Source organism: Pseudoalteromonas shioyasakiensis, assembly GCF_022398475.1.
Classification (GTDB): domain Bacteria; phylum Pseudomonadota; class Gammaproteobacteria; order Enterobacterales; family Alteromonadaceae; genus Pseudoalteromonas.
Genome location: NZ_JAKEVM010000033.1, coordinates 21,805 through 35,038 on the forward strand (window position 1 = coordinate 21,805; position 13,234 = coordinate 35,038).

At 43.0% G+C, this 13,234-nt stretch carries 10 protein-coding genes; 6 read left to right on the plus strand and 4 right to left on the minus strand.

Going from position 1 to position 13,234, the window contains the following annotated elements; genetic code table 11:
• Positions 1-26: 26 nt before the first annotated feature.
• From L1D51_RS08350 to L1D51_RS08365, 4 genes are read left to right on the plus strand one after another with little or no spacing between them, the layout of a single operon-like run.
• Entirely contained in the window at positions 27-824 is a 798-nt protein-coding gene (locus tag L1D51_RS08350; RefSeq protein ID WP_063528520.1) for a putative hydro-lyase, read from the plus strand.
• 6 nt (positions 825-830) lie between these two features.
• Complete coding sequence (locus L1D51_RS08355; RefSeq protein WP_239963416.1) at positions 831-1,562, plus strand: 5-oxoprolinase subunit PxpA; 732 nt, start codon at positions 831-833, stop codon at positions 1,560-1,562.
• Positions 1,547-2,410, plus strand: coding sequence for a glutamate cyclase domain-containing protein (locus L1D51_RS08360; RefSeq protein ID WP_239963413.1), 864 nt, complete (start codon positions 1,547-1,549; stop codon positions 2,408-2,410). The genes L1D51_RS08355 and L1D51_RS08360 overlap by 16 nt, the downstream gene beginning before the upstream one ends.
• A 2-nt stretch (positions 2,411-2,412) precedes the next feature.
• Positions 2,413-3,270 (plus strand): aminotransferase class IV, encoded by an 858-nt coding sequence (locus tag L1D51_RS08365; protein WP_055199349.1) that lies wholly within the window; start codon positions 2,413-2,415, stop codon positions 3,268-3,270.
• A 56-nt stretch (positions 3,271-3,326) separates the two neighbouring features.
• Here the strand turns inward: L1D51_RS08365 and L1D51_RS08370 are convergent, their stop codons facing one another.
• The 3 genes from L1D51_RS08370 to L1D51_RS08380 form a co-directional block, all read right to left on the minus strand.
• Entirely contained in the window at positions 3,327-4,310 is a 984-nt protein-coding gene (locus L1D51_RS08370; RefSeq protein WP_239963414.1) for a WD40 repeat domain-containing protein, read from the minus strand.
• A gap of 322 nt (positions 4,311-4,632) precedes the next feature.
• Entirely contained in the window at positions 4,633-4,893 is a 261-nt protein-coding gene (locus tag L1D51_RS08375) for a hypothetical protein (RefSeq protein ID WP_054553385.1), read from the minus strand.
• Positions 4,894-5,405: 512 nt separating this feature from the next.
• Positions 5,406-5,783 (minus strand): VOC family protein, encoded by a 378-nt coding sequence (locus tag L1D51_RS08380; protein WP_054563159.1) that lies wholly within the window; start codon positions 5,781-5,783, stop codon positions 5,406-5,408.
• A gap of 162 nt (positions 5,784-5,945) precedes the next feature.
• Between L1D51_RS08380 and L1D51_RS08385 the strand changes: the two genes are divergently transcribed.
• Positions 5,946-7,967, plus strand: coding sequence for a S9 family peptidase (locus tag L1D51_RS08385; RefSeq protein ID WP_239963415.1), 2,022 nt, complete (start codon positions 5,946-5,948; stop codon positions 7,965-7,967).
• Between the two features lie 1,119 nt (positions 7,968-9,086).
• On the opposite strand, the gene L1D51_RS08390 is transcribed toward L1D51_RS08385, so the two are convergent.
• On the minus strand, positions 9,087-10,688 hold the full coding sequence (locus tag L1D51_RS08390; RefSeq protein ID WP_054563156.1) for an isocitrate lyase: 1,602 nt from the start codon (positions 10,686-10,688) through the stop codon (positions 9,087-9,089).
• Between the two features lie 230 nt (positions 10,689-10,918).
• Between L1D51_RS08390 and L1D51_RS08395 the strand changes: the two genes are divergently transcribed.
• Positions 10,919-13,093: a malate synthase G gene (locus L1D51_RS08395; protein WP_275669138.1), complete on the plus strand. Its 2,175-nt coding sequence runs from the start codon at positions 10,919-10,921 to the stop codon at positions 13,091-13,093.
• Positions 13,094-13,234 lie beyond the last annotated feature (141 nt).

The following is a 13,234-nucleotide window of genomic DNA, read 5'->3' on the forward strand; positions in this document are numbered from 1 at the left end:
CAAGTGTTAATTTCAAGGAGAGTCACATGCAAAAAAATGCATCTTTAACCACTCCAGCGGCTATTCGTAAAATGGTACGCGAGGGTGACTACACTGGCAATACATCGGGCTTTGCTCCGGGCTTTGTGCAAGCTAATTTAGTGATTTTACCTAAACAATACGCGTTTGATTTTTTGCAGTTTAGCCAAGCAAACCCTAAAGCTTGCCCAATCATTGCAACTAGCCGTATACCGGGCGTTACAGATATGCCAACTGTTGGTGAAGACATTGATATTCGTAGCGACTTACCCCGTTACCGCGTCTTTAAACAAGGCCAAATGGTTGAAGAGGTTACCGATATTACGAATCATTGGCGCGACGATTTAGTCACCTTTTTAATTGGTTGCTCGTTCTCATTTGAAGAAGCGCTGATTGCCGCGGGTCTTGAGATCAGAAACATCAGCGAACAAAAAAATGTGCCTATGTATGTGACCAATATGGCTTGCCAAAGTGCAGGGATTTTTCACGCCAATATGGTTGTAAGCATGCGCCCAATGAAACCTGCCGATGCCATTCGCGCGATCCAAATTTGCAGCCGTTTTCCAAGTGTACATGGTGCGCCTGTGCATTTTGGCGACCCTGCTGCAATTGGCATTAAAGATATCAACAAACCTGAGTTTGGTGATGCGGTGACCATTAAAGAAGGCGAAGTGCCCGTATTTTGGGCCTGTGGTGTGACTCCACAAGTTGCAATTGCCAACGCGGCACCTGATTTTTGCATCACGCATAGCCCAGGGCATATGCTGATCACCGATATTCCAAATAGTAAAATGGCAGCGTTATAAATGACGATGAAACTAAACTGTGACCTTGGCGAAAGCTTTGGCATGTGGAAAATGGGCTTAGACGAGCAAGTTATGCCACATATTGATATGGCAAATATTGCTTGTGGCTTTCATGCTGGCGATGCCGATGTGATGGCAAACACCCTAACCCTCGCCATGCAGCACAAAGTAATGGTTGGCGCACATCCAAGTTACCCAGATAAGCAAGGCTTTGGTCGCCGCTCAATGGCTATGAGCGAAAAAGAGCTGACCAATTGCCTGCATTATCAAATTGCTGCAATTGATGGTATGGCTGCAGTACATGGTTTAACGCTTGAATACGTTAAGCCACATGGCGCATTGTATAACGATATGATGAGTGACGAACAAACGCTGAATATTGTTATGCGCGCAGTGGCAAGTTATGCAAAGCCATTAAAGTTGATGATTTTAGCTACCAACCAAGCAGCCAAACACAAAGTACAAGCAAAAGAGCTTGAACTAGAACTCATTTTAGAAGCGTTTGCCGACCGCCAATACACAGACGAAGGTAAACTTGTTGCACGTTCTTTAGCGGGCAGCGTACACGACAAACCGGCGTTAATGGACCAGGTAAAACAGTTAATTGCACATGGCACAGTTACAACGCGAAGTGGTCAGCAACTGGCACTTAATGCCGATAGTCTATGTGTTCATGGCGATAATGAAGCAGGTATTGCGCTCATTCAAGAGATCAAAGCACTATGTCAGCAAGTCTAAGCGACGCAGCGCTCAGCCAACACATTGAAACCTTGATGGTTGAACAAAACCCACGTGGTATGCAGCATTTATACGCAAAACAACTAACGGGTACGTATTTACGCGCAGCAAAATACCTTTATAAAGCACAAGGCACTGTGTTGATAGGTACTGGCTTTGCGGTTAACAATACTTTCGAGACTGATGGTCCGGTTGGTGCAATTGCACTTTACAAGGTACTCGAGAAGCTTGGTAAACAGCCCATTTTGGTTACTGGCAACCCCCTTTACAGTGCTCTAAAAAATGACTTTAATTGTTTTGAACTGCCAATTAATAGCATTGATAATGCACACACTTTTAGCATTAAAGCCCTTGCGCAGCTAAAACCTGATTGTGTTTTATCAATAGAACGCCCAGGGCTTAACGAGCATCAGCGTTATTATAATATGCGCGGTATTGATATTTCTGAGCATTGCGGCTGCTTTGATTTTTTTGTAACAGAAGCACCTTGCCCCACCATAGCGATTGGTGATGGCGGTAACGAAATAGGCATGGGTAACCTTGCACAGCATATGCAAGCGCTAAACATCATTCCTTGTTTAACTCCTTGCGATGAGCTGTTACTCGCCGATGTATCTAACTGGGCAGCATACGGACTCATTGCCTTTTTAAGTCGCTGGCATAACACCGATTTGCTGGCTGATATTGAGCCACTCAACATTTTGCATTACCTAAGTGAGCGCGGTAGTGTCGATGGCGTCACCCATAAAAATGAGCTCACCGAAGACGGCCTGCATGCAATGCATGGTCAACAATTAATAACTCGGCTTCGCCAACTTGGCGGCTTTACGACAGAGAATGAGGTTTAACAATGGGCACGGTATACCTAAACGGTGAATACCTTGGCGCTGATGAAGCAAAGATTTCACCAATGGATCGCGGCTTCTTATTTGGCGATGGCATCTATGAAGTGATCCCATCATACCAAGGCAAAATGCTTGGCTTTGGCGCACATATTGAACGTATGAATAACGGTTTAAACGAACTTGAAATTAAGCTCGATTACAGTGCCGATACATGGCGTAAAATCTGTAATGATTTATGCGAGAAAAACCAAGGTGATAATCTAGGGATTTATTTGCACGTTAGCCGTGGCGCCGACACTAAACGTGCCCACGGTTACCCAACTAATATTACCCCGACCGTATTCGCGTTTGCTTTTGAAATTCCGGCAGAGCCAAAAGGCGATATCGACAATGCAACAACTTACACTGTATCGCTTGAGCAAGACCGTCGCTGGCAACGTTGCCATATTAAATCAACGGCTCTGCTTGGCAACGTGATCCATTATCAACATGGCGCAGCAGCCGGTAACAAAGAAACCATTCTATTTAACCGCTTAGAAGAAATTACCGAAGCTAGTTCAAGTAACGTGTTTATTGTTAAAGATGGTGTGATCAGTACGCCACCACTTGATAACCAAATTTTACCGGGGATCACCCGCTGGTTAATCCTCAATATTCTTCACAGTTACAGTGACTTTAACGTGCAAGAGCGCATTATTAGTAAAGATGAGTTACTTGATGCCGACGAAGTATGGATCACCAGCGCCACTAAAGAAGTTGGCCCAGTTGTAAAAGTAAATGGCAAGTTAGTTGGCGATGGTAAACCTGGTGCAGTTTGGCAACAAGTGCAAAGCTTGTTTACCAAGCATAAGTTTGATTACTAATTTCATCGCCATTTAAAACAAACGCCTACTTAAAGTAGGCGCTTTTGTTTTAGCTGTTATTTAGTGCTTATTTTATCAAATGGCCAAGCTTGCAATAGGCCATCACTGGTTTCTGAATATAGTTGCTTACCATCGTAAGCCACACTCAGAACCGACGTACGTTGGCGCTGTTGTTTAGCTTCGTATTCAGCGATTAATTCACCATCTGCAACGCGATATAAACGCATCTTCATTTTTGGTGAGCCCGTTAATAGCCATTTATCTTGATTAACAAATTGCGATGCGGTGAATTCAATAAAGTTAGAGTATGAGGCCACTTCTGATAACTCTTTTTTATTGGCTAAATCAAAAAATACACGATCATCAACCGAGTCAATTGCAAAGCCCAAGCTTGCTGTTTTATTTAAAGTAACGTGATTCACTCTAGTCGCTAAACGCTCTTCAAAGCGAGTGCTACCATCACTCGTTGACCAAAGCTTTACGTACTTGTCGCTTGAGCCGGTAAACGCCCACTGACCATCAGCCGATAACGCCACGCTATTAATATCTAAACGATGAATATCAAAACGCTTAGTATCACCTGTACGGGTATTTATTACCTCAGCCTTGCCGCTACGATAAGCGATAACCAACGTATCGCCTACGGCTGAAATAGCGATGTCTCTAGCGATTTCTTGCCCGGTAAGCCAAGTACCAATACTACGCCCAGTGCGAGTATCGTATAAAGTCACCGATAATCGATTTGAAATGAAAAAACGAGATTTATTAGCGCTAAAGCCCACAAGCTCAACATGTTCAGCGCCCTGGCCTGTTATACAATCGTATAGACGCGCTTTTAACTGATTATCCCAAACGCACACCTCAGATTGGGTTGCCACTAACGCGTGACTCGCATCCTCACTAAGCGCCGTGGCACTTAGTAACTCATTACCATGGGCAAATTCACTACTAGCAGGGGCTGTAAACACCTCACCTCCACCACAGCCCACAAGGCTCAGTGTAAATACACAGCAAAGAGGTTTAAAAAGTTTCGACGTCATGATCATTCTCAATTTTTATAATTATTTTGTATAGAAGCAGTGTAATGAAAATAAACAGAACTTGGTAGGGGAACTAGCTGTCAGCTTTCAGCCGTCAGCCGTCAGCCGTCAGCCGTCAGCCGTCAGCCATCAGATTAAAAGTCGAGATGCGAGATGCGAGGTGCGAGGTAGGAGGTACTTTTGCGCCGAACAACAGCTTCCTAATCACAGCTTAAGATTACCCTACGCTTTTCTTGTAGGCGTGAAATTTATTTCGCGCGAAGCGCTGGCTGTTGTGCGATGCAGCGGCGCGCCATGCGAGCATGGCGCCTACTCTAAACGATTATTGGTCTGTTCTGCTCACGATTTCATAGCCTTCAGCTTCATAATCATTGATGCATTTTTGAAATTTATTTTGAAGTTTTATTTCATCAAAAAAGCCTAGTGAGTATGCATCACACTTTACTTTCATATGCTCACTGTTTTCCAAAACCGCATTTAGTTTGAGCTCAGCAAAACCAAATTTATAGGCTAATTCTGTGAACTGTGAATACAGAACCAAAAGCAGTACAGCAAGAAGGGTAAGTGTAAGCGTATTTTTCATTTTTATTTCCTTTAAAAGTGTTGGTAAAAAGACTGGAGCAATTATCGAACCAACAATATAACCTTATATAAATCAATACAATGAACTATTCACGCAAAAGCATAGTTGATATTTCCACCAATAAATAGTGAAAAAGACAAGTATTCCCTAAGATAAATACAACTTTGGAGTGATGAGTGTTTTTTAGGTGCGAGGGACGAGAAACGAGATGCGAAGTATGAGATTCGAGGTGCGAAATGCGAGGTACGAGATGTGAGGTAGGAGGTGCTTTAGCGCCGAACAACAGCTTCCTAATCACAGCTTAAGATTACCCTACGATTTTCTTGAAGGCGTGAAATTTATTTCGCGCGAAGAGCCGGTAGTTACACGATGTTACTGGCACGCCATGTAAGCATAGAGCCAAAGTAAAGTTAAGAGTTACGCGGCATAAAGCTACATAAGCTAGGCCCTGTTTCCTAGAGCCTAGCGCCTATTAACTTTACTCTTTCTAACTTTCCCCTTGCTAACTTTCTTTACCCATGCGTAAAACAAAACACATTAAGTTTATTACCGTCTAAGTCTCTAAAGTATCCCGCATAAAAGCCGGGCATTTCGCGTGGGCCGGGAGCGCCTTCGTCTGTGCCACCTAGTTCTATGGCTTTTTTATAAAAGGCATCTACTTGGGCTGGGGTTTCAACAGCTAGAGCAATCATAGTGCCGTTACCCACTGTAGCTTTTTCATCGTTATAAGGTTTGGTAACCGCAAAACCGGGCTTATCTTGACCTGTGCTCCATGCGACAAAGCGGTCAGTTTCTAAAAATCGCTCAGCGTTTAGAGTGGCGAACAATTCATCGTAATACTTTACTGCTTTAGCTAGGTTGTTAGTGCCTAACATGATGTAACCTATCATTGTGTGCTCCTTACGTTTAAAAGTGTCTGTACTCAACATAAAAGGGAAATGACCATCTGTCTATTGATTTCTCCATTCATCGCAATGGACTATATTTCTGATGGTTGTTACTTTATAACAGGTTAGCACGCCCTAATTTCTGCTCACTAACAAGGAAATAAAATGAAGTTTAAAACGTCTTTAGCACTGCTTGCAGCAGCCAGCTTTTACAGCCATGCAGGAGCTAGCAATACCTTTCAACTTGAAAATGTTTTTGATCTTGAATACGCCAACCAAATAGAAATGACAAAAAATGGCGATACAATTTACTTTGTGCGTAATCGCATGGATATCAAAAGCGACCGTAAAGTCAGTAATATTTGGTCAGTAAACCCAGATGGTAAAACCATGCTACCGCTAACGTCTGGCGTGCATATGGATTACTCTCCGGTATTGTCACCAGATGAAACTCGTTTAGCGTTTATTTCTACCCGAGATGGTAGCAGCCAAATCTATGTAAAATGGTTAAAAACCGGTAACGTAGCAAAAATTAGTAACCTAACGCAAAGCCCTGGGGGATTAACTTGGACGCCAGATGGTAAACAATTGGTGTTTAGCCAGTTTGTGCCAGCAAAATCAGCAAGCCCAGTATCTTTACCGGGTAAGCCTGAAGGCGCTAAGTGGGCAGAGCCAGCTAAATATATTGACGATACCTTTTACCGTGCCGATGGCGGTGGCTACTCTGAAAAAGGTTATCGTCACTTTTTTATCATCAGTGCAACGGGCGGCAATGCACGTCAATTGAGCGCTGGTGATTTTGATCATGGTGGTGCTATTAGCTTTAACGAAAAAGGCGATGCGTTTTATTTTTCGGCTAATCGTTATGAAGATAATGAATTACACCCAACTGAATCTGAAATCTATAAACTTAGCTTAGCGGATCGTTCAATTACCCAAATAACAGACCGTAAAGGCCCAGATTCACGCCCAAAAGTCTCTCCAAATGGTCGTTACCTGGCATACACAGGCTATGACGACAAAAAGACTAACTATGAAAACAGCGACATTTATTTACTTGATTTGAAATCAGGAAAAACCTCAGTACTCACTGCTGATTTAGACCGTAGTGTCGAAGATATAAAATGGGATGATAGCGGCAGAGGTCTTTATTTTAGCTACGATAGCGAAGGCAAAACATACCTAGCTTACCAGCCGCGTAGTGGTAAACATAAGGTGATTACCTCAGAGATTGGTAGTGTTGCCTTTGGTCGTCCGTATTCAGGTGGTGATTTTGATGTGAGCGAAGATGGTGAAGTTGCATTCACACTCGCAGATACCCAGCGCCCAGCTGATGTAGCATTAATTAAGCGCGGTAAAACCGCGCGTTTAACACAATTAAACGAAGATGCACTGGGTGACAAAGAGCTGGCTAAGGTTGAAGAAATTTGGGTTAAATCAAGCCACGACGGTTTGGCTATTCAAGGTTGGATTGCTTACCCACCGGGTTTTGATAAAAACAAAAAGTACCCACTTGTTTTAGAGATCCACGGCGGTCCTGTTGCAAACTACGGTCCTCACTTTAGCCCTGAAGTACAATTATACGCAGCCAAAGGTAATGTTGTACTTTATATGAACCCGCGCGGCAGTGACTCATACGGTAAAGAGTTTGCGCAAACAATTCATCATAACTACCCAAGTAATGACTTTGATGACTTGATGACAGGTGTTGATGCTGTCATCAATAAGGGCTTTATTGACGAGAGTAAGTTGTTTGTTACCGGCGGTTCAGGTGGCGGTGTTTTAACTGCATGGATTGTGGGTCATACAGACCGCTTTGCAGCAGCTGTTGTTGCTAAACCTGTTATCAATTGGATCAGCTTTGTACTAACTGCTGACTTCTACCCTTTCTTTGCTGACTATTGGTTCCCAGGTAAACCATGGGACAATATTGAACATTATATGAAGCGCTCTCCAATTAGCTATGTGGGCAATGTAAAAACACCAACTATGCTGTTAACCGGTGAATCAGACTATCGTACGCCGATTTCTGAAACCGAGCAGTTTTACCAAGCGTTAAAGCTACAAGGTGTTGATACAGCGATGGTGCGTATTCCTAATGCCTCACATGGTATTACCGCGCGCCCATCAAACCTGATGACCAAAGTAGCCTATATTCAATGGTGGTTTGATAAACATAGTAAGTAGTTGCGAGTTGCGAGTTGCGAGTTGCGAGTTGCGAGTTGCGAGTTGCGAGCAATAGTTTAGGTGCGGCTTTATGCCGCGCCATACACAAAACATAAAATAGTTTCACGCTTACCTGTAGCAGCGGCTTTATGCCGCGTCATTTAGTAAAACTATAACGCGGGGTAAACCCGCTGCTACTTTCTAACTTTCTAACTTTCTAACTTTCTAACTTTCCCCTTTCTAACTTTCCCCTTTCTAACTTTCCCCTTTCTAACTTTCCCCTTTCTAACTTTACTCTTGCTAACTTTACTCTTGCTAACTTTACTCTTGCTAACTTTACTCTTGCTAACTTTACTCTTGCTAACTTTGCTCTTTCTAACTTTACTCTTGCTAACTTTAATCTTTCTAACTTTCCCCTCGCTAACTTCTTCCCCTGTAAACCCCCTTTACAGTCAAAATGTGAGTAACTCCTTACATACATTTTTCAAATATCGGACATTAATCCAAAAGCAGTTAGTAAAAAATCGGTTTATAGCCAAAGTCAGTAACTTGAGTTAGTAAAAAATCGGTTTGTGCCGCTAAAAACCTAGCTTCAGTTAGTAAAATTTTGGTTTGTAAGGGTGTTGAGTTGGTAAAAAATCGGTTTATAGCTTGGGTGAGTTAATAAAAAATCGGTTTGTAAATCACAAGATTTTACAAAACAGGATTAAATTGCCGTTTATATGACCTAATTTTAGCCATTCTAGAGGCTGTGCTCTGCCAATAAGCCCTAAATTAAGGCTCATGAGGCGGAGGTAGTTAAATCCTGATCTAAAATTCTTAAGCTGGTAAATGCGTGATCTGTATTTTTATAAAGCTAGTAAATGGCTGATCCAAGACTTGGTTAAAGAGTGATCCGAGATGCGAGGTGAGAGGTGAGAGATGCGAGGTGAGAGATGCGAGGTGAGAGATGCGAGGTGAGAGATGCGAGATACGGGTTGCGAGGTGCGAGGTGCGAGGTGCGAGGTGCGAGGTGCGAGGTGCGAGGTGAGAACTGCGAGGTGCGAGTCTGACGGCTGAAAGCTGATGGCTACAAATGAAAAAGGGCCCGAAGGCCCCTAACAACATTATTGAATAGCTATAAAGGAAATTACAACTTGGTTAGAACTGGTTCATGGTATTTGCTTCACCACCGGCTTTAAGTGCATTTTCACCAGAGAAGTACTCTTTATGAGTATCACCAATGTTTGAACCTGCTAGGTCTTGGTGTTTCACTGATGCTTGCTCACGGCGGATTTCTTGACGTTGTACGTCGCGAACATACGCTAGCATACCTAGGTCGCCGAAATAGCCTTCTGATAGAATATCAGTGCTTAGCGCCGCTGTATGGTAAGTTGGTAGCGTGATTAGGTGATGGAAGATACCCGCTTCACGTGCACCATCTTTTTGGAAGTTTTGTACAAGTACGTCTGCTGCCGCTGCAAGCTCTGTGTCATCCATTTCTGGCGCCATTAATGCTTTATTGTCATCGATGCTTGGGTAAGCAGATAAATCTTTACCTTGTTCTTGCCACTCAGCATATACTTGCTCACGGAATTTAAGTGTCCAGTTGAACGACGGTGAGTTGTTGTATACCAGCTTAGCATTTGGTACTTGCTCTTTAACGCGGTTTACAAGCTCAGCGATTTGTTTAACGTTTGGCTTTTCTGTTTCAATCCACAGTAAGTCTGCACCTGATTGTAAGCTAGTTACACAGTCTAGAACTACGCGGTCTTTCTCTGTGCCTTCACGGAACTGGTATAAACCATTATCTAAACGTGTTGGTTTGCAAAGCTGACCATTCAGCTTCATTGCTGTGTCGCCTTCATTTAAGTCATCTACACTGTTTACTGGTGTTGTTTCTAGGAACGACGTGTATTGGCTAGCAAGGTCGCCAGGTGTTTTAGATACAGGCACTTTTTGAGTAAGGCTTGCACCTAACGAATCAGTACGTGCAACGATAATACCGTTATCAATACCAAGCTCTAAGAATGCGTAACGAACTGCATTAATTTTTGCTAGGAAATCTTCATGCGGTACAGTTACTTTACCGGCTTGGTGACCACATTGTTTTGCGTCAGATACTTGGTTCTCGATTTGGATAGCACATGCACCCGCTTCAATCATCTTTTTAGCAAGTAGGTAAGTTGCTTCTTCGTTACCGAAACCCGCATCGATATCAGCAATAATTGGCACAACATGGCTTTCGAAGTTATCGATTTTATTTAGTACAGCTTGAACATCACCACCGTTTGCTTTCGCTTCGTCTAGGTCTTTGTAAAGGTGGTCAAGTTCACGTGCATCAGCTTGCTTTAAGAAAGTGTAGATTTCTTCGATTAGCGCTGGAACAGATGTTTTTTCATGCATACTTTGGTCTGGTAATGGACCAAACTCAGAGCGAAGTGCCGCAACCATCCAGCCACTTAGGTAAACATAGCTGCGTTTAGTTGTTTTGTTATGACGTTTAATTGCCATCATCATTTGCTGTGCAGTGAAACCATGCCAACAACCTAATGATTGTGTGTATTGGCTGTGGTCAGCATCATAGGCTGCCATGTCTGCACGCATAATGTCTGCAGTGTATTGAGCAATGTCTAGACCCGTACGAAAACGGTTTTGTAAGCGCATACGGCTTGCGTATTCAGGGTTGATTGACTGCCACGTTTTGCCTTGTGTTTGACATAAAGTAGCTAGGTTATCGGTTTCGCGTTGATATGTTGTCATAATAAAAATCCTTCGAACGGGTTATCTATTTTTTGTTAGTGAGAGTGGCTACTTGGCGTTTGCTTCGTAGCGCTTAATTCAACATTAGGCGGATTTTTTGGATTTAGTAAATTTATAGTTGTTATTGCCACTATATCTTTAGTGAATGGTAAATAGCCTGCTTATTAGCCTTTTTTACGATATGGTTGAACCATGAATGATCAAATTAAGCTCGTTTAAAGGACATTATTATGACCACTCTCTCACTTAACGGTTTAAGCGTTGATCAACAACTTGCACAGTTTGTTGAACAGCAACTTTTACCTGGAACAGGCATTAGCACAGACACCTTTTGGCAAGGTTTTGCTGATATCGTCAATGAACTAACGCCAATCAATCGTGCGCTTTTAGAAAAACGCGAACAACTACAAGCTAAGATTGATGACTACCATAAGCAGCAGCCGGTATGGGATGCAGCTAACTATCAAGCATTCCTTGAAGACATTGGCTACCTCGTTCCTGAGCCAGCTAGCTTCAGCATAGAAACAGACCAAGTAGAGCCTGAAATCGCAAGCACTGCAGGGCCGCAGCTTGTTGTGCCAGTAAGCAATGCACGCTTTGCCTTAAATGCAGCAAATGCTCGCTGGGGCTCTTTGTATGATGCGCTATACGGCACTGATGTGTTGAGTGAAGACGACGGCGCTGAGAAAGGCTCTACATACAACCCTGTACGTGGCTTTAAAGTGATGGCTTATGCCCGCCAGTTCCTCGATAAAGCATTGCCTTTAGTAAATGGCTCACACATCGAAAGCACCAGCTATTCGGTGGTAAATAATGAGCTCTTAATCACATTACGTGACAGCAGTCAGGTTCGTTTAGCAAACCCTGAACAACTTATTGGTTATCAAGGTGAAGCGCAAAACCCAAGCGCTATCTTATTGAAAAATAATGGCTTACATATAGAACTGCAAATTGACCATCATCACCCAATCGGCCAAGCAGATAAAGCAGGTCTTAAAGATGTACTACTTGAAGCAGCCCTCACTACAATTATGGACTGTGAAGATTCTGTTGCTGCCGTTGATGCCGAAGACAAAGTAAACGTATATCAAAACTGGCTTGGTTTAATGCAAGGAAATCTTGTAGAAGCATTTAACAAAGGCGGTAAAACCATTGAGCGCCGTTTAGCACAAGACCGCCAATACCAAGCTTTAAGTGGTGAAACAATCACGCTAAAAGGCCGTAGCATGATGTTTGTGCGTAATGTTGGCCACTTAATGACTAACCCAGCTATCCAAGATAGTGAAGGCAATGACGTGTTTGAGGGCATTATGGATGCCATTATCACCAGCACTGCAGCACTTCATGACTTAAAAGGTACAAGCGGCCTTAAAAATTCAATAGCTAATAGCATTAATATTGTTAAACCAAAAATGCATGGCCCAGAAGAAGTGGCATTTACAAATACTCTATTTACGCGTGTGGAGCAGCTGTTAGGCTTACCAGCAAACACCATTAAAATGGGTATTATGGATGAAGAACGCCGTACATCAGCTAACTTAAAAGCCTGTATTTTCGAAGCTAAAAAGCGTGTTGTATTCATCAATACCGGCTTCTTAGACCGCACTGGTGACGAAATTCATACTTCAATGCAAGCAGGTGTAGTACTGCCAAAAGGCGCTATTAAACTTGAGCCTTGGATCAGCGCATACGAAGACCGCAACGTAGATATTGGTCTTGCAACAGGCCTTAGTGGTAAAGCACAGATTGGTAAAGGCATGTGGCCAATGCCAGATAAAATGGCGTTAATGATGGAACAAAAAAGTGGTCACCCGAAAAGTGGTGCAAATACCGCGTGGGTGCCCTCTCCTACTGCTGCAACACTGCATGCTATGCATTATCACGATATTGATGTATTTGCTTGTCAAAAAGCGCTTATAGACCGCAAAGAAGCAAGCCTTACCAGCTTGCTCACTCCGCCGCTTATGAAAGATGCCAGCAGCTTAAGCAAAGAAGATATTCAAGCCGAACTTGATAACAACGCACAGGGTATTTTAGGTTATGTTGTGCGTTGGATTGACCAAGGTATTGGTTGCTCGAAAGTACCAGACATCAACCATGTAGGCTTGATGGAAGACCGTGCCACACTGCGTATTTCAAGCCAGCACATGGCCAACTGGCTATATCATGGCGTTTGTTCTGAAGAGCAAATTAGAAAAACCATGGCACGCATGGCGAAAGTTGTTGATGGTCAAAATGAAGGTGATCCGGCCTACAATAATATGGCTGATTCAGCCGAAACTTTAGCACAAAGCGTTGCTTATCAAGCAGCTTTAGCCCTTGTATTAGAGGGAGTTAAACAACCTAGTGGCTATACTGAACCATTATTGCATGCGTTCCGTATAAAGTATAAGTCGTTAAATTAGCCACTACACAACTCCCCTTCGAGTTTCATGTGTCGTTCATAGCAGCCCTAGGGCTGCTTTTTTTATTAAACTCATAACGACAGTGAATAGCCACCATTCATGGCATAATAAAAATCTATTAAAAAAGGGGCATTTGTTACC

Excerpts from the sequence above, each read along its gene's own strand:
- L1D51_RS08355 (WP_239963416.1), top strand. The coding sequence starts at position 831 with ATGAAACTAAACTGTGACCTTGGCGAAAGCTTTGGCATGTGGAAAATG.
- L1D51_RS08365 (WP_055199349.1), top strand. The coding sequence starts at position 2,413 with ATGGGCACGGTATACCTAAACGGTGAATACCTTGGCGCTGATGAAGCA.
- L1D51_RS08370 (WP_239963414.1), bottom strand. The coding sequence starts at position 4,310 with ATGACGTCGAAACTTTTTAAACCTCTTTGCTGTGTATTTACACTGAGC.
- L1D51_RS08360 (WP_239963413.1), top strand. The coding sequence starts at position 1,547 with ATGTCAGCAAGTCTAAGCGACGCAGCGCTCAGCCAACACATTGAAACC.
- L1D51_RS08385 (WP_239963415.1), top strand. The coding sequence starts at position 5,946 with ATGAAGTTTAAAACGTCTTTAGCACTGCTTGCAGCAGCCAGCTTTTAC.
- L1D51_RS08390 (WP_054563156.1), bottom strand. The coding sequence starts at position 10,688 with ATGACAACATATCAACGCGAAACCGATAACCTAGCTACTTTATGTCAA.
- L1D51_RS08380 (WP_054563159.1), bottom strand. The coding sequence starts at position 5,783 with ATGATAGGTTACATCATGTTAGGCACTAACAACCTAGCTAAAGCAGTA.
- L1D51_RS08375 (WP_054553385.1), bottom strand. The coding sequence starts at position 4,893 with ATGAAAAATACGCTTACACTTACCCTTCTTGCTGTACTGCTTTTGGTT.
- L1D51_RS08350 (WP_063528520.1), top strand. The coding sequence starts at position 27 with ATGCAAAAAAATGCATCTTTAACCACTCCAGCGGCTATTCGTAAAATG.
- L1D51_RS08395 (WP_275669138.1), top strand. The coding sequence starts at position 10,919 with ATGACCACTCTCTCACTTAACGGTTTAAGCGTTGATCAACAACTTGCA.